Source organism: Ravibacter arvi, assembly GCF_039540405.1.
GTDB lineage: Bacteria > Bacteroidota > Bacteroidia > Cytophagales > Spirosomataceae > Ravibacter > Ravibacter arvi.
In genome coordinates, this window is record NZ_BAABEY010000001.1 from 58,421 (window position 1) to 81,071 (window position 22,651).

At 43.9% G+C, this 22,651-nt stretch carries 21 protein-coding genes; 19 read left to right on the plus strand and 2 right to left on the minus strand.

The window, feature by feature from the left end:
* The first annotated feature begins 5 nt into the window (after positions 1–5).
* The 5 genes from ABD852_RS00205 (at position 6) to ABD852_RS00225 (ending at position 7,632) form a co-directional block, all read left to right on the plus strand.
* Complete coding sequence (locus tag ABD852_RS00205) at positions 6–1,310, plus strand: HlyD family secretion protein (RefSeq protein ID WP_345025968.1); 1,305 nt, start codon at positions 6–8, stop codon at positions 1,308–1,310.
* Positions 1,311–1,455: 145 nt separating this feature from the next.
* On the plus strand, positions 1,456–2,541 hold the full coding sequence (locus ABD852_RS00210) for an IS4 family transposase (RefSeq protein ID WP_345025969.1): 1,086 nt from the start codon (positions 1,456–1,458) through the stop codon (positions 2,539–2,541).
* 1,009 nt (positions 2,542–3,550) lie between these two features.
* On the plus strand, positions 3,551–4,708 hold the full coding sequence (locus tag ABD852_RS00215) for a lanthionine synthetase LanC family protein (RefSeq protein ID WP_345025970.1): 1,158 nt from the start codon (positions 3,551–3,553) through the stop codon (positions 4,706–4,708).
* Positions 4,701–5,513: a glycosyltransferase family 2 protein gene (locus ABD852_RS00220; protein ID WP_345025971.1), complete on the plus strand. Its 813-nt coding sequence runs from the start codon at positions 4,701–4,703 to the stop codon at positions 5,511–5,513. The genes ABD852_RS00215 and ABD852_RS00220 overlap by 8 nt, the downstream gene beginning before the upstream one ends.
* On the plus strand, positions 5,488–7,632 hold the full coding sequence (locus tag ABD852_RS00225; protein ID WP_345025972.1) for a glycosyltransferase: 2,145 nt from the start codon (positions 5,488–5,490) through the stop codon (positions 7,630–7,632). The genes ABD852_RS00220 and ABD852_RS00225 overlap by 26 nt, the downstream gene beginning before the upstream one ends.
* Positions 7,633–7,767: 135 nt before the next feature.
* Here the strand turns inward: ABD852_RS00225 and ABD852_RS00230 are convergent, their stop codons facing one another.
* Complete coding sequence (locus ABD852_RS00230; RefSeq protein WP_345025973.1) at positions 7,768–8,610, minus strand: hypothetical protein; 843 nt, start codon at positions 8,608–8,610, stop codon at positions 7,768–7,770.
* A 181-nt stretch (positions 8,611–8,791) separates the two neighbouring features.
* Between ABD852_RS00230 and ABD852_RS00235 the strand changes: the two genes are divergently transcribed.
* Positions 8,792–9,205 carry a helix-turn-helix domain-containing protein gene (locus ABD852_RS00235; RefSeq protein ID WP_345025974.1) on the plus strand — a complete coding sequence of 138 codons (414 nt, stop codon included), beginning with the start codon at positions 8,792–8,794 and terminating at the stop codon, positions 9,203–9,205.
* Between the two features lie 126 nt (positions 9,206–9,331).
* Here ABD852_RS00235 and ABD852_RS00240 read toward each other — a convergent pair whose 3' ends face one another.
* Positions 9,332–9,892 (minus strand): antirestriction protein ArdA, encoded by a 561-nt coding sequence (locus ABD852_RS00240; protein WP_345025975.1) that lies wholly within the window; start codon positions 9,890–9,892, stop codon positions 9,332–9,334.
* Between the two features lie 481 nt (positions 9,893–10,373).
* Between ABD852_RS00240 and ABD852_RS00245 the strand changes: the two genes are divergently transcribed.
* The 13 genes from ABD852_RS00245 (at position 10,374) to traM (ending at position 22,600) form a co-directional block, all read left to right on the plus strand.
* The gene (locus tag ABD852_RS00245; RefSeq protein WP_345025976.1) at positions 10,374–11,198 is read left to right on the plus strand and encodes an RteC domain-containing protein; all 825 of its coding nucleotides are present in this window, start codon (positions 10,374–10,376) and stop codon (positions 11,196–11,198) included.
* Positions 11,199–11,660: 462 nt separating this feature from the next.
* Entirely contained in the window at positions 11,661–12,401 is a 741-nt protein-coding gene (locus tag ABD852_RS00250; protein ID WP_345025977.1) for an NYN domain-containing protein, read from the plus strand.
* 881 nt (positions 12,402–13,282) lie between these two features.
* Entirely contained in the window at positions 13,283–13,693 is a 411-nt protein-coding gene (locus ABD852_RS00255) for a hypothetical protein (RefSeq protein WP_345025978.1), read from the plus strand.
* A 139-nt stretch (positions 13,694–13,832) separates the two neighbouring features.
* Entirely contained in the window at positions 13,833–14,165 is a 333-nt protein-coding gene (locus tag ABD852_RS00260; RefSeq protein ID WP_425568738.1) for a DUF4134 domain-containing protein, read from the plus strand.
* 14 nt (positions 14,166–14,179) lie between these two features.
* Entirely contained in the window at positions 14,180–14,608 is a 429-nt protein-coding gene (locus tag ABD852_RS00265) for a hypothetical protein (RefSeq protein ID WP_345025979.1), read from the plus strand.
* A gap of 24 nt (positions 14,609–14,632) precedes the next feature.
* Entirely contained in the window at positions 14,633–14,974 is a 342-nt protein-coding gene (locus tag ABD852_RS00270; RefSeq protein ID WP_345025980.1) for a DUF4133 domain-containing protein, read from the plus strand.
* Positions 14,962–17,415: a TraG family conjugative transposon ATPase gene (locus ABD852_RS00275; RefSeq protein ID WP_345025981.1), complete on the plus strand. Its 2,454-nt coding sequence runs from the start codon at positions 14,962–14,964 to the stop codon at positions 17,413–17,415. The genes ABD852_RS00270 and ABD852_RS00275 overlap by 13 nt, the downstream gene beginning before the upstream one ends.
* 79 nt (positions 17,416–17,494) lie before the next feature.
* A complete protein-coding gene (locus ABD852_RS00280; RefSeq protein ID WP_345025982.1) occupies positions 17,495–18,172 on the plus strand; it encodes a conjugal transfer protein TraI in 678 nt (225 codons plus the stop codon).
* A 13-nt stretch (positions 18,173–18,185) separates the two neighbouring features.
* Positions 18,186–18,815: a hypothetical protein gene (locus ABD852_RS00285; RefSeq protein WP_345025983.1), complete on the plus strand. Its 630-nt coding sequence runs from the start codon at positions 18,186–18,188 to the stop codon at positions 18,813–18,815.
* Complete coding sequence (locus ABD852_RS00290; protein ID WP_345025984.1) at positions 18,812–19,447, plus strand: TerB family tellurite resistance protein; 636 nt, start codon at positions 18,812–18,814, stop codon at positions 19,445–19,447. The genes ABD852_RS00285 and ABD852_RS00290 overlap by 4 nt, the downstream gene beginning before the upstream one ends.
* Before the next feature lie 14 nt (positions 19,448–19,461).
* Positions 19,462–20,640: a conjugative transposon protein TraJ gene (gene traJ, locus ABD852_RS00295; protein ID WP_345025985.1), complete on the plus strand. Its 1,179-nt coding sequence runs from the start codon at positions 19,462–19,464 to the stop codon at positions 20,638–20,640.
* Positions 20,641–20,652: 12 nt separating this feature from the next.
* The gene (gene traK / locus ABD852_RS00300; RefSeq protein WP_345025986.1) at positions 20,653–21,270 is read left to right on the plus strand and encodes a conjugative transposon protein TraK; all 618 of its coding nucleotides are present in this window, start codon (positions 20,653–20,655) and stop codon (positions 21,268–21,270) included.
* A gap of 61 nt (positions 21,271–21,331) precedes the next feature.
* On the plus strand, positions 21,332–22,600 hold the full coding sequence (gene traM / locus ABD852_RS00305) for a conjugative transposon protein TraM (protein ID WP_345025987.1): 1,269 nt from the start codon (positions 21,332–21,334) through the stop codon (positions 22,598–22,600).
* Positions 22,601–22,651 lie beyond the last annotated feature (51 nt).

Sequence of the window (22,651 nt, forward strand, 5' to 3'; positions counted from 1 at the left end):
AACATATGGAGGATAATGTAGTCATAAATTCGAATGTGTACTCCAAACGTGAGAATAGCCATTCTGAAGAGGTACAGGATATTATATCGAAACCGCCCTCTTGGTTATTGAGGCGGGGTATTTTTTCAATTTTTTGTGTTGTTTCTTTTTTTATTTTTTTAACATTTTTTATTAAATATCCAGAAACTGTTCGAACGTCTTTGATACTTAGTACTGACCAAAATCCCAAGACAATTTTTAGCAAAAAAGATGGTAATTTGGTTAAGATTTTGGTTAAAGAGAATGTCTGGGTAAAAAACGGGACTGATATAGCATATTTGGAAAGCACAGCTGATCATAATCAGGTTTTGTTAATTCTTAAAAGCTTAAAAGAGCTTAAGGAGGGGTATTTAGAATTTGATAGCTTGGATGGTATTCTTCTGCCTCGCGAGCTTGAACTTGGTGAACTTCAAAATGGTTATCAGAATCTGTATTCTTCATATCTTGAGTATAGGGCGATGACAAATTTAGGAATTTCTAGAAAAAGAAGGGAGTATATTCTAGAGGAAATTGATAATTTGCGACAACAGGGCATTTGGCTTAAAACAACGTTGGATCTACAGAGAAGGGAGCTTGTCCTAGGGGAGGCGGAATTTGAACTATATAGAGGATTAGAGAGAGAGAAAGTAATCAGCGCTCTTGATTTGCAGCAGCGAGAAGCTGTACTCTTAGCTAAACGACAGATAATCCCCCAAAGTGAAAGTAGTATAATTAACAATAACCTAGCGATTCTTTCAAAGAGTAGAGAGCTTTCGGAGCTGGAGAATGGAATTTTGGAGGAGAAGAAAAGGTTTGTTCAATCGATGAATAGTTTTATAAGTGAGGCTGAAAGTTGGAAGAAGCTATATGTATTGACTTCGAGTACTAATGGGTATCTGGTTTATAGCTCGTCTCTACAAGAATTGCAGCATGTAGCTGCAAATGAAGTATTGTTTTATGTGAATCCCGGCAGATATAATTATCATGGAGAGATGTATATTTCGCCTGCTGCTATGTCGAAGGTTATGAAAAATCAAGAAGTTTTAATAAAAGTCCGGAGTTATCCCTACCAGCAGTATGGTTTTTTGCGAGGAAGAATAGATCAAGTTGGAGATATCCCTACGAGGGATAGCCTATACTTTTCTAAAGTAACAATATTTCGTGAGTCAAAGGATTCGCTTATTAAACTTAAACCAGGTATGATGGCAGATGCGGAAATTATTACTTTAGACGTGTCTGTCGCAAAGCGTATTTGGCTTGATGTAGGTAAATCACTTAATTTTTTGAAGTAACTGTACAGTCTTTCCATTTTATGCAGTGGTGTTATGGAATTTGTCATACCTGTCCAAAATAAAACCTGAAAGCACATAGAAAAGAGAGACTCTCACTCAAAAGTGTTAGGTTGTAGTTGCTAAACGAAAACCTAAGAGTCTCCCGATGGTAAAAATATCACTTTTCAGTCAAATGCTGAGTCTGATTCCCCGAGATAAGTTCGAACGCTTAGTATCGAAACACTCTTCTGATAAGCATCAGAAGGGGATTAATTCTTGGACGCACTTAGTAACCATGCTGTTCTGCCATATCGGGGGTGCAGCTTTGGTGCGTGACATCAGTAACGGTTTGACCAGTACGACCGGCAATCTGTCTCATTTGGGCGCCAATCGTGTTCCTAGCAAGTCCAGCCTATCGTATATCAATAGAAATCGAACACCGGAATTATTCAAAGCGGTATATTTCATGTTACTGGAGCATTTAAGCGGTGCTCATAAATTTTCCAGATCCGGGCTGTCACGGCTTCGAAGGAAGATTTTTCTCGCCGACGCCAGTTTTATTCCTCTGTGCCTGAAGGTCTTCGATTGGGCCTGTTACCGTAGTCAAAAAGGTGCAGTCAAGCTGCATACCGTGCTCGATTACGACGGCCTACTCCCCGTATTTGTAAAGCTTACCGAGGCCAAAACGCATGAGATAAAAGTAGCCAAAGAAATGACTTTCCCGAAAGGAAGCGTCGTAGTAGTGGATCGGGGCTACTTGGATTTTGGCTGGCTGAAGGTTTTGGACAGCAGGGGATGTTTCTTTGTGACTCGAGCCAAATCGAATATGGCGCATGAAGTCAAAGAGCAGTATGACGTAGAAGGCGGAGTGCTTCAAGATGAGGACATTTGCCTCACCTCCTACGCTTCCAAGAAGGAATATGGCTACTTATTGAGGCGTATTCGCTATTTGGACAGCAGAACTGGAAAGGAGTACGTCTTCCTGACCAACAACCGTCATTGGGATGCACAAACGTTAGCGGATATTTACAAAGAGCGCTGGGCGATAGAGGTATTCTTTAAACAAATCAAGACTCATATGAAGATCAAGTCCTTCGTCGGCACCTCGGAAAACGCGGTTTTGATCCAAATCTGGACCGCTATGATTCCCATGCTGCTACTCAAATACCTCAAAGAGAAAGCGGATTACAAATGGCACCTATCCAATATGGTTGCCTTTATCAGACTGAATCTGTTCGTCAAAATAGGTTAATGGAATGGTTGAACAACCCGTTTTACAAGCCAATAACTGGACTCGAGGGAGACCAACTACGTATAAGGTGTGGATAGATTTTAGAAACAGGCTTAAAAAACGTGTAGAAATCCTGGAAGCCACATTTTCTCAGCCCCAAAAAACGTTTTGGACGGCTGTGGGAATTTGTGAGAGTTTGAGCTCCTCCTGAACTATGAGACGGTTTGAATTGGGGTTTACGCTATTTTCACCTAGTTGAATTCAATTGAAAAAGTAACTGAGAGCTGTTAGAAAATTTTTTGGAAAAAGAAATGTGAACATCTCTCGTCCGAAGAACGGGAAGATTAAGTACTTGTTTCTGTCTAAAGTGGCAAAAAGGGTTTAGAAATTTTGTTTATTACAATAAACAAACTCAGAGTTTGCGAAAGTACATGTGGCCCCTACCTTGAAGCCTACTGTACCAGTGTAAGCGTCGAAGAAATTTGCCACCAACAAATGTGATGCATGGATTTTGTACAAGGTACTTTATATTGTGGCGAAAGGTTTTGAGTGTTAACTGTATCGGATAATTGTGGTAGTATTAGTTGTGGACTTCTATTTGTTAATTCCTAAGAAGGCGCTGGATGCAGCGGTGTACCTGACTTAAACTTGCTCGTTCTAATGTTGTTTTCATGAGCTGCCGGTGTTATGATGATTTGAGTTTATTTTAATGGAAGAGAGCTTATGCATATCTGAATGTTGTGACTCTAACTTGTCAGCACTTGGAAAGACGCGATAGTCGTATGTTGAGTGATTTAGTGAAAAGTTTCGCATCAACTGTTTGCCTGTATATTGACTTTATATTTGTATGATGAATGATAGAAATTGAAAATTTTAGTGCGAGTGCAAGCACTCCAACCTAAACAGAGCGTTGGATGACTTTGCACTAGAGAGCCTCCCAATTTACACGTGACTCACCAAAACCTTTTTCTTAACTGTCTGAAAATTTGAGATTGTATCAGAGATTATTTTTATTATCAGATATTTAACTATGGATTTTTATCTTACAAAGTATCTATCGATTGTTCGAAGTATGTTGTTGAATGCACATTCTATTGACAATATTGGACTACTACACGGGAAAATGGGAGTTGCTATTCAATTTTATCATCTTACTCGAAAAACAACAAATCCAGCGTTCGAAATAGTTGCAGGGGAACTAGTAGATGATGTCGTCTCACATCTATCAAGCAATACTTCTATTGATTTCGAAAGTGGGTTAGCTGGAATTGGTTGGGGGATTGAATATCTATTACACAACTGCTTTTTGGAAGCTGAAAATAGTGATGAAATTTTAGAGGAGATGGATGAACAAATATTCAAATTTTTTTTGCAAAATACTCCCAGAGAAGTTGGACTGCTTGATGGAGTAGTTGGGCCAGGAGTTTATTTTTTGAATCGTATCAAGAACAGTTTAGTGAATTCAACGAGTTCGATTTTCAAAACAAATAGAATAGCTTTGCAACAGATTTGTAATCACGTCAGTTTGATTTTGCCTGAAATGTTGCATGCACTTAGGGAGCCACGCCGAGTACCAGATGATTCTGTTGAAATGCAGAATTTTCGGATTACTGATCTTGTTAAATTTGACATAACATGGACTCTTCCAGTTTTAATTGTATTTCTCGCAAAAGTCATTGAGCTCGATATTAACGTCTCTGAAAATATTTTTGTTATGTTATTGGATGAATGTATAACTTGTGAACCTGTTTTGCAGTGCAATAAACTGTTGTTGCTTTTAGCTTTGGAGGAACTTAAAAGTGGGATTCAGTCTGCGAAAAATCTGAATATTTTTTTGCTAAATCAAAAGATTGTGGTGTCCAGATTTAGCCTTTTGAATAATTTGAATGAAGAGGAATATAGAGACGAACTTAATAAACTTGATTTTTCGCTAAGAAATGGTGTTCCCGGAATTGCTATCGTTATTTTTTGTTTAGAAAGAAGAATTGAAAACATAGCATTCTTTAAAAAATACATGGAATATGCAAAAAAATACATTGATTTAAATTTAGTTGAACGAATTGATTTAGAATGTATTAATGTATTTTCTAAATCGAATATGAAAAAGTTTGGTATACTCGAAGGAGTAGCTGGATTACTCTTGTTTGTTTTTTTTGATTCAGACGTGATTTTTGACTCAAATGATTGAACATAAGCCTAAAGTATCAGTGGTTATTCCTTTCTATAATAATGGAAAGTTTTTACTTCGTGCGCTCCGAAGTGTTTTGTCTCAGACTTTCGAGGACTTCGAGATTTTGGTAGTTGATGACGGATCGGAAGAGAGTTATTTCTCAGTCATCGACGCGCTTCGTTTAAAAAATTTGTCATATTTGAGACTTAAACATAGCAATGCTAACGTTGCAAGAAATTATGGAATTATTTCTTCAAATGGAAGTTATATCGCCATGTTGGATGCGGATGATGAATGGCTCCCTCATCATCTAGCGAGTGGTGTTAATTTCATAGAAAAACATAATTGTGATGGCGTATATAGTAGCGTTTTTGCCAGGAGAGGAGATGATATGGAGGTGTCTTATAGCAGGCAAAAGCATACAAATGAAAAAATGATTAACTATTTGTTATCTTCAGGATTTGGTGTACAAACTTCTACTTTATTTATGAAAGCGTCGGCTGCAAAAAAAATCCTTTGGGATGAAACACTTTATCGTCATCAAGATTACGATTTTGTAATCAGATTTGATAAAGAATTTGAATTACTTTGTAATCCGAATATTACCTCCATATATCATATTAATGATAGTTCAAGCCGTTCTATTGATTTTGACTCATGCGTTCGATTTATTGATAAATATAGGAGTGATATATCGTCTGATATTTACAAAGTGTATCACAAGGAGATGTTGAAAAACGCAATTAAATTAGGGGCCGAAAGTCACATTATTAATCACTATATTGAAAATTCTACCGATGAAAATAGCGTTTATCACAAATAGTTACAAATCACCTACGGAATTATGGCTATGGAGGCAAGTTGATTACATGAGAATGTATATCGGATATATTGGGGTGCTGGAGTCCTCTCAACGAAAACTTGAGGAGGGTATTAATATAATTGGACTATCCGAAGAAAGTTCCGCGACTTATTTAAACTCTTTTTTTCTTTTGCGAAAATTGGAAAAGTTAGAAATGGAATTTGGAATTGATGTTTATTATATTCATTATTTGACAAATTTTTTCTTAATAAAGGATTTTTTTCTGTATGGGACCCGTAAAGTATTTGTTCATTGTCATGGATTTGATTTAACTTTTGATCGAAAATTTGAACGCGATTCTACGAGCAATTTTCATTCAGAAGAGTATTTAGAGTTTTGTAAGTCCTTACCTACGTCAGTTAAATATATAGCTGATTCCGTTCATGCGAAGATGTTACTTGTGAATAGAGGATTATCTGCTAACCACATTAAAGTAGTTCACTTCGGTGTTCCCATTGAGGGACTAAGCCCTTATAAGTCATTTTTGCCTGTTAAAATACTTTTTTTGGGAAGACTTGTAGACTTCAAAGGCCCAGATCTTACAATAAGGGCCTTTGAAATTGCTTGTGAAAGGGGGATGAATGCCGAACTATTAATTGTTGGAGATGGGCCTCTTTTGATTACCTGTCAGTTGTTAAAAAGCAGATTAAATTTTTTTGATAGAGTTAAATTCCTTGGAGTATTGCCGTACGATGTAGCAAAAAATGTCCGTGAAAAATGTCACATTTTCACTGCGCATAATATAAAGGGTAGTTTGACTAATCAGGAGGAGGCATACGGGGTTTCTATTGTCGAAGCAATGGGAGCTGGATTGCCTGTTGTTACCGGGAAAAGTGGAGGTGTAAAGGAGACTGTTTTGCACGAGAGAACAGGTTTTTTGTTTAACCCTGGCGATATTGAGGCACATGCAAATTATTTATTGAAACTTTCCGAAAATCATGAGCTTAGAGAAAGAATGAGCCGCGAAGCTTTAAGGCATGTCGAGGCTAATTTCACCATGGAAATAGAGAGGAATGTGCTTTATGAGCTATTCGGATTAGACAGGCCAATTGGTAACCATCGGGAGAGTGCAATTATTGTTGGGCCATATAGATACCATAATTTTGGCGATGATGTTATTGGAGCTATTATTGCCCAATATCTGAAGTCTAGAAATTATAATGTTTGCATTCCCTCTTTTCGAAAGGAAAATGCTGTGTGGCTAGGGATTGAGTACTGTGACAATCTTGATTTCTTGATAAGGAAGGCTAAATTATTGGTTATTGGTGGAGGAGGGTTATTGGGAGATGCGGGAATTGTTCCAGATGATTATTACAGGGAACTAGCTTTAAAAGCGGCATTGAAAGGCCAATTTGAGGGGGTTCGCGTAGCTGTGACAGGGATAGGTGCCGGGCCTTTAATACAGAGTAGTTCCAGGAAGCTAGCTTTAGATATAGCCAATCTCGCAGACAAAATTGGTGTTAGAGATACGGACTCTAAAAATTTCCTTCAGACATTAGGTGTAGAGAAGCGCAAGTTGATTGAAGGAGCTGATTTGGCTTTGTTGACTCCTTACTACCTGAATTTTTCGAGGTCATCATTAAGCAAGATTGCAATTCAATTTGATATTTCTCACTATGAAGATGCCAAAGTGAATAATCCTAATGTGAATGATATATTTACTTCTGTGTGCTCATATGCTCGGCGAAATTTCTCAAATGTTGTTTTAGTTTCTAATGGCAATTTTGAATCAGAAGTTTCTAAATTTTCAACCGAATGTGATACTTTATCTTATTATGATTTGGAGAAATTTTTGACTTATTTTTCGGGAGTTAGGGCGGTTTTTACTTCTCATCTGCATCTTGCTATTGTAGCATACTCCTTGCAAATACCCTGTTTTTCAATTTATGTCAGGGAGAAGACAAAAAGGTTTTATGAACAAATAGGACACCCTGAGCGAGCTGTTGATCTTAAAATTGCGTCTATTAGTGATTTTGAAAGATTAATAGAACAAGCTGGGAATGCAAGTTGGTCAAATAAGGACGGAAGGAGACTGCGGACGCTTCAAAAAAGAGCCTCTAAATTACTTTCTATTTTATAGTGGGAGTAAGCTTGGAGGGGCACTGACGGTTACCGGTACTCGCAGTTTTGTCAGCATCTTCACGAGTTGGCCTTAAAAATAGGGAGTACTTCGAACTCCCAGGAAGAACTTCTTCTCGGGAGTCCTTTTACTAGGTCAGTTTGTTGATGAAAATAATTCCCAGCATGCATCCACCAGTTTGCAAAGCATTCTATATATTAAAAGAGTATCCTCCAGGCAGCCTAACTCACTCGGGTTATCACTGCTAAGTGCAAAAAAGGTAACTTCCTTAACGAGGAGCTCCCATTCTTCAAGGCTTCGGTATTCGAAGACCTGGTTAATTGCCGCTAGATGTCCGTCGATTGAGGGGACGACTGCAGAGTGCATGTCGCCTTCTGACGGCAGTTGCGAACCTACAAGACTGCCGGTATCAGAAAAACACCCTTCCGCCACAAAGATTTGGTGAGCCGTTCGTACGAGATCTGTCAACTTATCCGTAAAGCACACCAAATCGGCGGGACAGGTTTCCTTGTAGTACTCATCAGAAGCATAGATTTCCAGTATGTGAATCAACTTATCATTGAACTGACCTTGGGTGTAGGTCTGAAAAAACTGGTCTAGCTCATCTCTTACATCAGCGTAAGATATACCACTCAGCCTATCCGTTTTGTATGTGCTTGGATTGCTATGAAAAGCGCCCTCTTCCTCCTTGAGACCTAACTTGCCGCCAGGCTGAGCCGGCTGCTTGTTAACCATATATACCGCCTCAACCATCGAGATAAGATTCTCAAAGAAGTGGATCTGTCTCTGAACAGGTAGAACGACATCATGATCTTGATAGGAAATGCTGCCGGATAACATCTTCCAAAGAAAATAGCGGCAATCAGACAATTCCCACTGCTGGCAAAAATCGCCTATAAACTTACCTGGGTCTTTTATCTCTTCTGGCGATAGCCAGACCGCAGTGTCCTGAAACGAGTTAGAAGCGGTGTATCTCATGGGGCGGAAAGTTTTGAGTGATAACTTCACCGAAGTTGCAACTATTGGGAGGGGCAGTATATTCTTGAAAAGAATACTTTGCCCGCCAACTGGGATATTTTATCCGTGAAGTCCGCCTTCACCAGTAGGGATTCCTGGGCAGAATAAGTATATTTGAAAGTTAGCAACTCAAAGCCAACCTATGAACAAGACCATACATCAAGGGCGTAATGTGAAACGTTTTCGGGAAATGCTGGGACTCAAGCAAGAAGGACTTGCCTGGGAACTCGGTGAGGAGTGGAGCCAAAAGCGTGTTTCTATCCTGGAGCAAAAAGAGGTGATTGAACAGGATATTTTAGAAGAAGTCGCGAAGGTATTGAAAGTGCCAGCCGAGGCGATCAAGAATTTCGATGCGGATAACGCAATCAATATCATTTCAGAAACGATTAACAACCACGATCAAAGTGCATTAATCCAGCACAATCCGATTTTCAACTTCAACCCTATTGACAAATGGGTCGAAGCGCTGGATGAGAATAAAAAGCTTTACGAACGCCTTTTACAGGCCGAACGAGAAAAAGTGGAGCTGCTGCAGAGAATGGTAGATCGAAACTAACCGTTCGCAACTATTTTTCTAATATTTTCCGGCCAGCCATTGTTTTTCCTTTGTGAGGCATCGATGAATATTTTTTTAAGAGCGTCGAGAAAGTCAGACTATTCCGACGCTCTTAATATTATTGCGCTAGTAGTCAGAAAAGACATGTCCGTTTAATTCGCAGTAGCCCTCCAGGAACAGATCCCGAGTGAAGGCCTCGTAATCAAAGTAACTTTCTACAATTTTTGGAAGGCCGTCTAACAATCCGGTTTCCTCCAGGTACTGGTAAGCGAATGCCAGGCGCGGATTGTTTTCATTTCCAAAATAGCCTTGATAACACGCCTGAAATTCCTCTAGCTGTGTATCAATATCATTTTTGTTTCCCGGCCAACAGCTAATGTGCTCACAGTAGCACTGAAAAGCATCCTGGGTAACCGCGTCCAATTGGGCTACCGTGTTAAAATAATCAAAGGCCCTTTCATCAAGTTTGTATTCGCAGATCAGCGCTCCGGGAATATGCTCCCAGTCCTGGAACATCAGTTCAGGGCTTCCTCCCGGCTCTTGGGAATGATACACCAAACAAGCGTTAATAAACTCGTGGTAGCTGTCATACTCGCTTAATTCAAACCACTTTCCAAACAGGGATCCGCTATTGTACTGAGCGTAAGTACCTACATAAATCCGTGGAGCATTCTCTAAACTTTTCATGTTTGACAACAGGCTTTTAGCTTATGGCCTTTCAGGCCGCCCCGGCGTTGTGCCAAAGGGCAATCACCAGCCGTGTCGACAAACAAGAAATGACGGGGTGTAACCCTTCAGGTGCAATGCCCGGGAGGCGGTTTACGGTGCGGAAGGACTGTGATCCGCTAAATAGCCGAGCGACGAAGTGCAGGCTTGCAGCCGTCATTTTTTGCTTTGTAACTTTGATTAGCCCTGTCGGTCCGATTTTTTTTCTGACCATTCTTGTTGTCAGGTGAAAAAATAAGACTGTAAACATTGTTTTATATATCTCTAAAAAATAGAAATATGTTTATATTTTTTGATAATATTTTTATTAAATTTATTTGCACGTCTTTATGGCCACTGTGACGGTTTTTAGAGTTGGTAAAGGTAAGGTCTGATTCCTGGGTGTTGATCTATCCTTCCGCTATTGAAGGTTATTAACTAAATCATACTGTCTTTATTTCCAATGAACTCTTTTACTGATAGTCTGCAAAGCCGCTTGGAGCTGGCTTTGCAAGAAATTGCGTTGTCTAGTGGCAACGAAGTAGAAAAGGCCTTACGTTCGCTCGCGGCTGCTGAAACTGCACTGTGGGAACTTAAAAGTTTTATGTCAAGCTATCATTTCAATAGCATGGAAGAGGAAATTCGCTTCTTCAAAGAGATTAAGACCGGATTTTCAAAGGAGCAGATTTTTTATACAAAATTGCTTTTTATCGAAAATCATCGACCAACCGATAACAAGGCAAGTTTAAAGAAGTATTTGAGGAACTTGCTGAAGGGAATTGACTTGTACTATCGCGAAAACCAAGCATTTTACAGTTATTACAAAATGTCCCGGCGGGATATGGATGAACAATTCTTTGTTCGTCAGGCGCAACCTATTCTCTCTATCTTACCGGCTACACGGCCGGATCTTGATGCCCATTTCGGCAACCCCTATACGCTTAAGTTGGCTAAGATTCAGGCTTTTGAACGACTATCGGGTTATTTAGCCGACTTACTCGATCACGTGGCCACCAACCGTATCCAAAACAAAAGTGATCTTTTCTGGTCGGGTACCGATTCTCAATTTGTTGAATTGCTGATGGGTTTGCATTCTCGCGGGGCTATTAATCACGGAGCGCTGAACTTTAGTCAGCTTGCCGAAAAACTAGGGAACCGACTAGGATTTTCGTCCCGGAACCTCCATCAGATTGTAAAAAACATCAGGAGCCGTAAAAAAGACCGAACCGTATTTCTAAAGCAGCTCATCGAAAGTACCGAACGTCAAATGGACGAAAGGGATTTTTAAAAACAAGGTGGCAAATAAACTTGTTGGAAATATAACTGAAAGTGATTTCGGCTTTTCAATAGCCGAAATCACTTTTTTGTAGAATATGTAAAAAGCAATTCTCCTAGAGGCACTGTAGAGAAATATACCTGTCCGTCACTGGTAGAAAGGAACCCATGACGACTACGCCGCTTCCCGTTTGTGACCACCGGAAGATCAGGCAAAGAAGCCGGAAACCTTTAACATACCTGACGAATCTACTCAATGGAATGGATATCGGACAAGTAACGCTGACCTATTTGGGTCGGGAATCGACACTTGGACTGCGGAATTGATGCTGGTACCATTCAAAGCTTCAGAATCCATGTAACAACCAAGATGGTAGCAGGAAATTCGGAGATTAACCCTAATTTGCAATTAAAGCAGAATGCCGATTATACACTAAAGCTTTAGTTTTATAGTTAAGCGAACCTTAAATAGCAGATGGCAGAAGAAAAACTAGCTGTTTTGATTGATGCGGACAATGTATCCTACGCCAACGTCAGGGAAATGATGGAGGAGATATCCAAATACGGTAACCCGACAATAAAGCGTATATATGCAGACTGGACAAAACCTTCTCTTTCCGGATGGAAGAACGTGCTTTTGGAGAATGCAATAACTCCGATTCAGCAATACAGTTATACGACTGGAAAAAATTCCAGTGACAGCGCACTGATCATTGATGCGATGGACATTTTGTACTCGGAAAAAGTAAACGGATTTTGTATCGTATCCAGCGACAGTGATTTTACGCGGTTGGCGACAAGGCTTAGAGAAGCGGGCATGACTGTGATCGGATTTGGCGAAAAGAAAACACCTCAACCCTTTATCTCCGCATGTAACAAATTCATATACCTGGAAATACTGAAATCCAGGGCTCCCGAAGGCAAGGTGGAAAAGAAGGTAGCTAAGTCAAAAACTGATGGTGAGCTCCTCAAGAAGGTTGACCAGGGAACGGTTCAACTTATTATTGAGAGTGCGAGCGATCTGGCCGATGAAACTGGCTGGACATTTCTTGGAAACCTGGGGAATTTCATTTTAAAAAAGAAACCTGATTTCGACCCAAGAAATTACGGATTCCCTAAACTCCTGCCTTTGATAAGGGCCCTGAAGAAATTCGAGATTGACGAAAGGGAGTCTGGCCAAGGCAACATCAGACATATTTATTTGAAGCTTAAATAAATTTGTCTTTTAGTTAACTGACCTGGAGGGGGTAATCGCAAAAAGTAACTATCGGAAACTTTAAAAATGAGCGGAATAAAAAAGCGGTTAGTCTTCTTATGCTCCTTCTTCTATATAGCGATCGAGGTCGTAGCTAATTTGGTGACCTTTGCTGATAGCCCGTGGGCAGTTCAACTATTAAATTTTCAGTCTATTATAAAGATGGAAGACAGTTTGACTCAAATACAATGGCTGATAAAAAACCACCAGACATTTCGAACTGTCTCTTTACTGTGGGCTGGTATGCTTGGTGTAGTATTCGTAATGATTTGGTGGGCAGGTAAGAAAGAAAAGCCCAATACGCATTTTATTAGTCTGTTATCGGGTATCATACTATTTGGGGTTAGTTTGTTGTTAATAGCCTTACTTATTTTAACTCAACCCGCCTCGGTGTTAGCGGTCTTAGTGAGTGGTGTGATGTTCGGTTTTGGTTTATACATTCTCCGGAATGGCGCTCTGGCCATATGGAGGTATACATCTTTTAAACCCCAATAATAGGGCCGCTCGGTTTCTAATACACAATCAATGTGATAAGCCCTTTAAATCCTTGTTATCAATAGACAGTCTAACTATATTTATATCAAGGCGCTATGCAGGCGTAAAACCCTTACTAATAAAACCTAATTGACATCAGCCTTTTTTCTGGCTGAGGGGCTCCTAGGTTTCACACAATTGGTATTATTATCTATGAATAGTCCTAAAGATAGCTAAATAGTACTATGCGCTTGCGAGATAGATACCTGTTAAGAAAAATTACTTACCTAAGCGGCTGGTAATAAAAGCAGCGCAAGTAATCCGCCAGTTTTGTTCCCACAAACAATCACCAAAACGATTAAATAGTGATGGAGCAAGTTTCTTGGCAAGTGTATGTAATGTCAGTAGTCCTGGTAACGGGGACCTACTACCTGTATGTGGGATTCCGCTATTACCGGCAGGATTTTAAGAACCTGTTAAATAAGGTCTTTCAACCACCTGAGCGGCAAACCGTATATCAGGACCCGGAGGAAGAGCCTATCCAGATCGCCGAGCTGGAGGCGCTCAGCCAGGCAAGCCGGACAATGGAGCAGGTTTTTGATGAACTTACCGGCATTGAAGTCACCAAAGAGGAGGCCATTTCCGTGGCACGAGAATACCTGTCCGGTTTCAAACAGCCGGTTTTCCGAATCAGCTTATCCCAACTGGTTTCTCGAAAAGTGAAAGAAGCCTTCAAGCTGGAACTAACCCCGGACGAGCTAAGAGCTATCTGGGAATAAAATATCACGTATAGTAGACAGCGTGACAAACAGAACAAGGCGAGCCGCCAGGCAGTGGAGCGAAACGGTCTAAGAGGGAGCGCGGACGCCTTTACCAATTTATTTATTTTAATATAACAAATAAATCAAACGAGGGGGTATGAAAAAGTGGGGAAGGTGGCAGAGCAGCCGCCAAAGAATATCAGGTCTAGCCGTGATGGCAGCTTTAATGGTTTGCAGTTTTTACGCGGCCGCCCAGGATGGTGCGGCGGGACTGAATGAAGCCAACACACAGGTGAGGAGCTATTTTACAGCGGGGACAAACCTGATGTATGCCTGTGGCGGAGTACTGGCATTGGTCGGGGCTATTAAAGTGTTTACCAAATGGAACCAGGGTGATCAGGACACGAGCAAAGTGGCGGCCAGTTGGTTTGGCAGCTGCATTTTCCTGGTGGTGGTAGCCACGGTCATCAAGAGCTTTTTCGGAGTGTAAAACAGGGAAAAAAAATGTACGGAATTTTGAGAGAAATGCTGTGGGCGTACATTGTTCACAACCATCCCGAACTGTTCTTCAATCTGCACGAAGCCTATATGGCCCGCACCTTTATCGAGGAAAAAGTGCTGGCCATTATGCCTGAAGGGGAGCGGTTGCTGGCCGATGGCCAGCCGCAGGATGAGGTAGAAGAATATTGTCTTCAAAAAATGACCGCCAGCCTTGGCGCTTCGCGCTACCGGTATCTTTATTCAGTCCTGGAAGAAGATTTCCCCATGGATTTTAGCCGGCTGGCTGAAAGCGGAAAGCTCACCTATGAGCTGGTCAAGATGGCCGAAAGCTTCCAGGACACTTTTCAGGATTTTGACTTCAGTCACAAGACGCTAAAAGACCAGCGATTACGGCACGCGATCATCAGGCAGGTTCACGATTGGCTGGTGTAAGGATCACGAATAGACATAACAAAAATGGCATCACCTGTCTATATGATTAACAAAGGGATTAATAACCCGATTGAGTTCCGCGGTCTAAAGGCTCAGTACATCTGGTATTTTGCCGGAGGCGTAGTAGCGCTGGTCATCCTGTTTGCGATCCTGTATATTTCTGGGATTCCTTCCTGGCTCTGCGTAGGGATTATCCTAACGCTGGGCGGCGGATGGACGATGCAGGTTTATGAGATGAGTAGCCGCTACGGAGAGCACGGGCTCACCAAGAAAATGGCCCGCAGAAGTCTTCCAACCGTGATCAAGACTCGTAACCGGGCGGTGTTTACAAACCTTAAAATCGAGCGTTTGACATGGAGAAACTGATGGAGAAGATCTTTCCGCTCTGGGGAGTAGAGCAGGATTGTATCGTAAGCAAGCAAGGGGACATTTCGATGGTGTTCAAGGTAGCACTGCCAGAGCTTTTCACCCTGTCCGATCAGGATTACACTGCCCTTCATCAGGCCTGGGTCAGGGCACTAAAAGTGCTGCCGGCTCACACAGTGTTTCACAAACAGGATTACTTTACCAAAACCGCCTTTCAGCCGGGCATTGACGCAGAAGCGGACTTTTTAAACCGGAGCAGTGATCAGTTTTTTACCGGAAGGCCCTACCTGGATCATGTCTGCTATGTGATCCTGACCAAAAAGCCAAAGGGAAGAAAAGAGGCCAGCTCTATGTATTCCAGTCTCTTGCGCGGTTCTATGGTGCCGGAAGAGCTTTTAAAACAAGAAACCCTGGAAGCTTTCCAGGATACGGCCAGCCAGTTTGAGCGGATCCTCTCCGACAGCGGACTGGTTTCCCTTACTCGCCTAAAGGAAGAGGCGCTTGGTAGTCAGAAAAACAGGATGGGCCTGATTGAGCGGTACTGTACCCTCTCCCAAGGCCCCCGGTTTATCCAGGATATTCAGTTGGTTCCGGATTTAAAGGTAGGTTCTAAGCACGTGCAACTTTTTGCCCTTTCTGAAAACAGTGATCTACCCGATGTCTGCGGGCCCAGGATTAACTATGACCGCTACTCCACCGATCACACCAAATTCTCGATCGGGTTTGCGTCAGCCATTGGACACCTCCTGGACTGTGATCATATTTTAAACCAGTACCTATTCATAGAAGATGCTCAGAAAACCCTGCATACCCTGGAGCGCAAACGGCTCCGGCTTCAATCGCTGGCCGCTTACTCGCGGGAGAACAGTATTTCACTAGAGGCGACCAACGCTTTTTTAAACGAGGCCATTGCCGAACATCGCCTTCCGGTTAAGGCCCACTTTAACATCCTGACCTGGACGGATGATAAAGAAAAGCTCCAGGAGCTCCGGAATCTAGTAGCCTCTTCGCTTGCCCAGATGGATGCCACCGCCCGGCAGGAAACAGTGGGCGCGCCGCAAATCTTCTGGGCCGGGATCCCGGGCAATGCGGCTGATTTTCCGATGAATGAGTGCTTTGACACGTTTGCTGAGCAAGCCTGCTGCTTTTTGAACCTGGAAACCAGCTACCGGACCAGTAAAAGCCCCTTTGGCCTGCGCTTGGGGGATAGACTTTCCGGAAGGCCCCTGCATGTGGATCTTTCCGACGAGCCGGTCAGGCTGGGGATTACCACTAACCGGAACAAAGTGGTGATCGGTGGGAGCGGCTCAGGAAAAAGCATGTTCATGAACCATCTGCTACATAGTTACTTTTTGCAAGGCGCGCATTGTCTGGTGGTCGATGTCGGGCACAGCTACCAGGGACTTTGCGAGCTGGTAGGTGGTTATTATTTTACCTACACCGACGAGAACCCGATCCGGTTCAACCCGTTTTACATTGCAGAAGGGGACAGCCTGGACATTGAAAAGAAAGAGAGCATCAAAACGATGCTGTTAGCCCTATGGAAACGGGAGGATGAAGAATTCAAGCGCTCCGAATACGTGGCCCTTTCCAACGCGCTGAACCTTTATTACCAGTATTTGTCTGAACACCCAAAGGTATTTCCCTGCTTTGATAGCTTCTATGAATTTTTGCTGGTAGACTTTGCTGCGGTGCTAGAAAAGGACGGGGTGAAGGAAAAGGACTTTGATCTGGACAGTTTCTTGTTCGTGCTCCGGCCGTATTACGATGATGGGGAGTTTGCCTATTTGCTCAACGCGAGAGAAAACCTGGACGTCTTGCACCAACCTTTTGTGGTTTTCGAACTGGATAATGTGAAGGAGAATCCGATTCTTTTTCCGGTCATTACCCTGATTATCATGGAGCTTTTTATCGGCAAGATGCGAAAGCTTCAAGGGATCAGAAAAATAATTGTGCTCGAGGAGGCTTGGAAAGCGATTTCCAAGGCTGGAATGGCCGAATTTATCCGCTATCTCTATAAAACTGTCCGCAAACATTTCGGGGAAGCGATTACGGTGACTCAGGAAGTGGATGATATTCTGGATAACCCTATCGTGAAGGAGAGTATTGTTGGCAATGCGGATTGTAAGATCCTATTGGACTTAAAGAAATTTCAAAATAAGTTTGACGGTATTCAAAAGGCGCTGGGTTTAACTGATAAAGGAAAATCCCTGGTGCTTTCGGTCAACAAAGCCAATGATCCGACCAAACGCTACCGGGAGCTGTATGTGGAGCTGGGCGGGCAAATCATGAAAGTCTACCGCTTTGAACCTTCGCCGGAAGAGTATTATGCCTATACCACAGAGCAGACCGAAAAGGTGAAGGTCAGAGAGTACGCGGACAAGCACGGCGGGGTCGCCAAAGGTATCCGGGCGCTGGTAGCGGAATTGAAACGGCCTTAGGCCGACTTAAGGATTTTTACAAATAGCTTCCGGAACCTGCTCACCGAAAATCCAAGTCAACCTAAAAATCAAGAAAGAGATGAAACGGTATGTGCGTGTCATGATTTTATCTACGGTGCTGGTATTGGCAGTTGCTCCTGCCCAACCGGTCCAAGCGGGTTGGATTGAGATCATCCGGCAACTTGCTATCAAGGTGATTAAAGCCATTGACCTGGCGATCCAAAAGCAGCAAAACAAGACCATTCTCTTACAGAACGCTCAAAAAGCGCTGGAAAACACGATGGCTAAACTCAAGCTGGATGAAATCACCGACTGGACCCGCAAGCAGAAAAAGCTGTATGAGGACTACTTCGCAGAACTTCGGAAAGTAAAGGAGCTGATCCAATATTACCAGCGGATCAAAGAGACAATGGGAAAGCTCTACCGGATGGGCGATGAGCACAAACGGGTCTGGGCGCTGATTCAGAACGACAAGCATTTCAGCCTACAGGAATTGGCCTACATGAAACGAGTCTACGAGGGCATTCATACCCAGACCGAGCAGGTAGTCATGGCGATCCTGGATATCGTTAAACAGGATCTGACCTCGATGAGTGATGTCAAGCGGCTGGAACGCATTGAAGCAGCGGCCGATAAAGTCGATGCGCTGTATGCGGAAATGGTGCGGTTTACCCACCAAAACCAGCAGGTGAGTTTGCAGCGGGCCAGATCTATACAGGAAGCTGAAATCATCAAAGAACTCTACGGACTGCCTTAAAATCAAGATCAACATGAAAACGTGGCGCGTGATAGTGGGGATATGGATGAGCATACTGGTTTTTAAGGCCAATGCTCAAAATAACAAGGAGATCAAACGGCAGGCCGAGCAGATCGCGTACCTAAAAATCTACGGGGAGCTGATCAAAAAAGGCTACGAAATCGCCAGAGCAGGCCTTAACCTGATCGGAGATATCAAAAACAAGGATTTTCGCCAGCACCAAAACTACTTTAAAAGCCTGGGCAAGGTTAACAGCGTGATCAGCAAGAGCCCCGAGGCAAGCCGGGCCGCCGAAATTGGAAAACAGATCCTGATCGTCTACCACCGGGACTGGCCGAAACTGGCAGACAGTGAAAACCTGTCAGAAAGCGAGAAGACCTATGTCTACGGTGTTTTTCAGCGGGTGATCCGGAACAGCCAATCAGAGCTGGAACAATTGGAAGCCCTGTTGACTGATGGCAAACTGACCTTAAAGGACGGGGAGCGATTAGAGCGAATTGAAAAAGTACAGCTTCAAATGGAGGGCAACTATGAATTTATCAACCGCTTTTCCAGCCAAACCCTAATGTTGGTAGAAGCCCGTATAAGAAGCCGGCAACAGGTGGGACTACTTAATGAACTTTTAAACCCGGATCAAAAATGAAACGGCTCTTAATTGTATTACTACTACTGGGAGGATTCATGGCCAAACCACAAAAAGCATCCGCCCAGGCCCAGGAAATCGCCCAACTCGTGCTGAATGTCCAGAAACTCAACCAGCTCAAATCGATTCTGGAAGATCTGGAAAAAGGCTATGAGATTGTCATTAAAGGCTATACCACCATTAAGAATCTGGCCGAAGGGAATTTTAAGCTTCACGATCTCTTCCTGGCTGAACTTTTAAAGGTAAGCCCCACCGTGCGCAATTACTACAAGGTGGTTGAAATCACAGACATGCAGCTCAGGCTGGTGAAAGAATACAAAACTGCCTTCCAGCGGTTTCGCTCCGGGAATCGCTTTACTACTGATGAGCTGGACTATATCGCAAGGGTCTACGCCAAACTTCTGGGGCAATCGCTCCGAAATTTAGACGAGTTGCTCATGACCGTAACCGATAATAAGCTTCGCGCGTCGGATGATGAGCGCCTAAAAGCCATCGATCAGGTACATGCCCGGATGCAGGAAAAGCTGGTTTTTCTTCGTGATTTTAACCGAAACGTTTCAGTACTGGCTGTCCAGCGGGCTAAAGCGGCTCATGAGGCGGAAGTACTACTTCAAATTCAAGGGATCGACTAAAACCGCAAACAAACATGAAAGTAAAACGATTGACCATGATATTCATGGCGGTAGGAATCCTTTGTCCCTTTTTTGCCCAGGCACAAGGGGTAGCCGGGGACATCAAAGGGTTACAGGTCGTGCTGGATCAGCTCTATTCGGACATGATTGGGCTTTCTTCCAGCCTGATCGGTGTCAGCCGGGGACTGGCAGGCTTTGGGGCGCTGTTTTACATCGCCGCTCGAGTCTGGCGGCATATCGCAGCCGCCGAACCGGTGGACTTTTACCCCTTGTTTCGTCCTTTTGTCCTGGGTTTCTGTATCCTGTTTTTTCCATCGGTGCTGGCATTGATCAATGGAGTCATGAAACCGGTCGTAAGCGGAACAGCCAATTTGGCGCAAGGCTCTCAGGCCGCCATTCAGAAGCTACTTGAGCAAAAGCAGAAAGTCATCGAGCAGTCCAGCTTCTGGCAAATGTATGTCGGGGCGACCGGTGAAGGAAACCGGGATGCTTGGTATCGCTACACGCATCCGGGCGAAGACCCGGAGGACGAAGGCATGTTTGACTCGGTCGGCAATGACATCAAATTCGCGATGGCCAAAGCCTATTACAACTTTTCCAATTCGGTCAAGCAATGGATGGCCCAGGTGTTAGAGATCCTCTTTCAGGCAGCCGCGCTTTGTATCAATACGCTTCGCACCTTTCAGCTGATCGTGCTGGCAATTCTGGGTCCGCTGGTATTTGGCCTGGCGGTCTTTGACGGTTTTCAGCGTACGCTCTTCTCCTGGCTGGCCCGCTACCTGAACGTATTTCTGTGGCTACCAGTGGCCAATATATTTGGGGCCATCCTGGGACGGATCCAGCAAAAGATGATTGAAATCGATATTGCCCAGATCCAGCAGGCGGGAAATACCTTCTTCTCCAGCCAGGATGCCGGATACCTCATTTTTTTAATTATCGGCATAGTCGGCTATCTCACCGTCCCCTCGGTAGCAGGCTTTATCATCCAGACCGGTGGCGGCGGGGCATTGGGTCAGAAAATGACGAGCCTGTTTTCAGGAACGATGGCTTGGGCAGGAGCACGTTCAGCGGCGGCAGGCAGAACGGTTGTTAACTCGGCCCAAAATCTGGTCAGCTCTCAGACCCATCACACTACCACCCCGCCTTCATCTCATTCGTACAGGAGCCGGAATATTTCGGGAACTCCTCGCTAAATGCTTGCTACTATGTTTAAAATCCCTAAAAACATTGATACTGCCTTTCGCCAGTTCCGCCTGTTTACGATCCTGGTGGTTTCGGCTAGCTTTTTACTGTCTGCCTTTAGTGTCTTCCAGGCTTTTCAGATGGTCAGCCGGGTCCAAAGCAAAATCTACGTGCTTTCCAGCGGCAAAGCGCTGGAGGCACTCGCAGAAGAGCGGAATGAGAATATCCCGGTAGAAGCCAAAGACCATATTGCCGCCTTTCACCGATTGTTTTTTACGCTCTCTCCGGATGATAAAGGGATCAAGTCCCGGATCGGGAAGGCCCTTTACCTGGCTGACGCATCCGCCCGAAACGCCTACCAGGATTTGTCGGAAAAAGGGTTTTACACCGGGATTGTTTCCGGCAATGTCTCCCAGGAAATAACGATGGACAGCATTGCTTTCTCCACCGGTGACTACCCGTATCCGTTCCGGTGTTATGCCACCCAGCACATTACCCGCACGACTTCTACGGTCACCCGAAGTCTGATCACCGAAGGCGTTTTGCGCAACGTAGCCCGCTCGGAAAACAACCCGCACGGGTTTCTGATCGAGCAATGGAAAACAGTTGATAACCGGGATGTCAAGGTGGTAAACCGGTAGGCGCATGAAAAGCGAACCCAACTTGAGACAAATTCTTATCACGTAAAATAAACCAACAACCATGAATATGCATTCCATTTCTTTCCGGCGCGAAAAGCGTCTTTATACGGTGCTGCCGTTACTGGTGATCCCTTGTGTCACATTTATCTTCTGGGTACTCGGCGGGGGAAGCGCCGATCAGGCTATTGTCAAGACCGAAGGGGCAGGCTTTAACGCCTCGCTGCCCGAACCGTTTCTAAAGAATGGCCCTTCCGATAAGCTTGCTTTCTATGAGAAAGCCGACCGGGATTCAGCGGCGTTACGCGAGCTTCAGCGAGCGGATCCCTACTATTCCGGTCAGATCGCCGGACAGTCGTTTACCCAGGAAAGCAGGCTGCTGGGTCTTCCGGAAAAGAAACAATCCTTCGATCAAGGCCATCAGGCAGAAGCTCAGATCAACCAAAAACTGGAAGAGCTTAAAAGCGTACTAGCGGCCAAACAGGAAACTCCGCCTCTTGCCGCTGCACAAGATCTCACGAGTGAATTAGAGAAACAAAGTCCTGCTGCCACGGATCTTGACCGGCTGGAAAAACTGGTGGAATCCATTCATGCTCCTTCCAGCGCAGCTGATCCTGAAATGGCGCAACTGGATCAGATGCTGGAGAAAGTCCTTGATATTCAGTACCCGGAACGCGTAGAAGATCGACTAGCCGAACAATCCCGTCTGGAAAGAGAAAAAGTATTTGCCGTCACCACGATAGAGCATCAAATCCCTATTTCCTGTATGGCGTGTGAAACAGAATTGGCAACACCGGCAGAAGATCTTCCTTATGAAACCGTTGGCTTTTACGGATTGGATGATGAGTTGAACTCCCAGCCCCCGGTCAATTTGATTGAAGCAGTGGTGCATGAAACTCAGGAAATCGTAGCAGGGGCTACGGTCAAGCTCCGGCTCACCCATGACGTGTTCATTGCTGGAGTCTTGATTCCCAAAGATGAGTTGGTGTATGGTATTGCGGTCTTAAATGGCGAACGTCTTCAAATCCAGATTAAAAATATCCGGTATGGGCAGACGCTATTCCCCGTCGCCCTGCGTGTGTTCGACTTAGATGGGCTGGATGGGATCCACATCCCGGGAGCGATTACACGGGATGCTGCCAAGCAATCCGGCGACAGGGCCATACAGTCCGTCGGCCTGTCCACTTTTGATAGGAGTCTCGGCGCTCATGCGACCGCTGCCGGTATCGAGCTTTCCCGAAACCTGCTCTCCCGAAAAGTCAAACTCATCCGCGTGACGGTGAAAGCAGGGTATCAGGTACTGCTCCGGGACGACAAGCAGATTCAGGTTTAGTCAGAGGTTCCATCCAATCAAAAACTAAAAGTCTTTTAACCTAACCATTGT

What these genes read in the sequence shown, in the direction of transcription:
- ABD852_RS00285 (WP_345025983.1), top strand. Translation starts at nt 18,186, where the DNA reads ATGAAAACGTGGCGCGTGATAGTGGGGATATGGATGAGCATACTGGTT.
- ABD852_RS00225 (WP_345025972.1), top strand. Translation starts at nt 5,488, where the DNA reads ATGAAAATAGCGTTTATCACAAATAGTTACAAATCACCTACGGAATTA.
- ABD852_RS00215 (WP_345025970.1), top strand. Translation starts at nt 3,551, where the DNA reads ATGGATTTTTATCTTACAAAGTATCTATCGATTGTTCGAAGTATGTTG.
- ABD852_RS00265 (WP_345025979.1), top strand. Translation starts at nt 14,180, where the DNA reads ATGTACGGAATTTTGAGAGAAATGCTGTGGGCGTACATTGTTCACAAC.
- ABD852_RS00280 (WP_345025982.1), top strand. Translation starts at nt 17,495, where the DNA reads ATGAAACGGTATGTGCGTGTCATGATTTTATCTACGGTGCTGGTATTG.
- ABD852_RS00275 (WP_345025981.1), top strand. Translation starts at nt 14,962, where the DNA reads ATGGAGAAACTGATGGAGAAGATCTTTCCGCTCTGGGGAGTAGAGCAG.
- ABD852_RS00240 (WP_345025975.1), bottom strand. Translation starts at nt 9,892, where the DNA reads ATGAAAAGTTTAGAGAATGCTCCACGGATTTATGTAGGTACTTACGCT.
- ABD852_RS00235 (WP_345025974.1), top strand. Translation starts at nt 8,792, where the DNA reads ATGAACAAGACCATACATCAAGGGCGTAATGTGAAACGTTTTCGGGAA.
- ABD852_RS00220 (WP_345025971.1), top strand. Translation starts at nt 4,701, where the DNA reads ATGATTGAACATAAGCCTAAAGTATCAGTGGTTATTCCTTTCTATAAT.
- traK (WP_345025986.1), top strand. Translation starts at nt 20,653, where the DNA reads ATGTTTAAAATCCCTAAAAACATTGATACTGCCTTTCGCCAGTTCCGC.
- ABD852_RS00250 (WP_345025977.1), top strand. Translation starts at nt 11,661, where the DNA reads ATGGCAGAAGAAAAACTAGCTGTTTTGATTGATGCGGACAATGTATCC.
- traM (WP_345025987.1), top strand. Translation starts at nt 21,332, where the DNA reads ATGAATATGCATTCCATTTCTTTCCGGCGCGAAAAGCGTCTTTATACG.
- ABD852_RS00270 (WP_345025980.1), top strand. Translation starts at nt 14,633, where the DNA reads ATGGCATCACCTGTCTATATGATTAACAAAGGGATTAATAACCCGATT.
- ABD852_RS00255 (WP_345025978.1), top strand. Translation starts at nt 13,283, where the DNA reads ATGGAGCAAGTTTCTTGGCAAGTGTATGTAATGTCAGTAGTCCTGGTA.
- traJ (WP_345025985.1), top strand. Translation starts at nt 19,462, where the DNA reads ATGAAAGTAAAACGATTGACCATGATATTCATGGCGGTAGGAATCCTT.
- ABD852_RS00260 (WP_425568738.1), top strand. Translation starts at nt 13,833, where the DNA reads ATGAAAAAGTGGGGAAGGTGGCAGAGCAGCCGCCAAAGAATATCAGGT.
- ABD852_RS00230 (WP_345025973.1), bottom strand. Translation starts at nt 8,610, where the DNA reads ATGAGATACACCGCTTCTAACTCGTTTCAGGACACTGCGGTCTGGCTA.
- ABD852_RS00290 (WP_345025984.1), top strand. Translation starts at nt 18,812, where the DNA reads ATGAAACGGCTCTTAATTGTATTACTACTACTGGGAGGATTCATGGCC.
- ABD852_RS00245 (WP_345025976.1), top strand. Translation starts at nt 10,374, where the DNA reads ATGAACTCTTTTACTGATAGTCTGCAAAGCCGCTTGGAGCTGGCTTTG.
- ABD852_RS00210 (WP_345025969.1), top strand. Translation starts at nt 1,456, where the DNA reads ATGGTAAAAATATCACTTTTCAGTCAAATGCTGAGTCTGATTCCCCGA.
- ABD852_RS00205 (WP_345025968.1), top strand. Translation starts at nt 6, where the DNA reads ATGGAGGATAATGTAGTCATAAATTCGAATGTGTACTCCAAACGTGAG.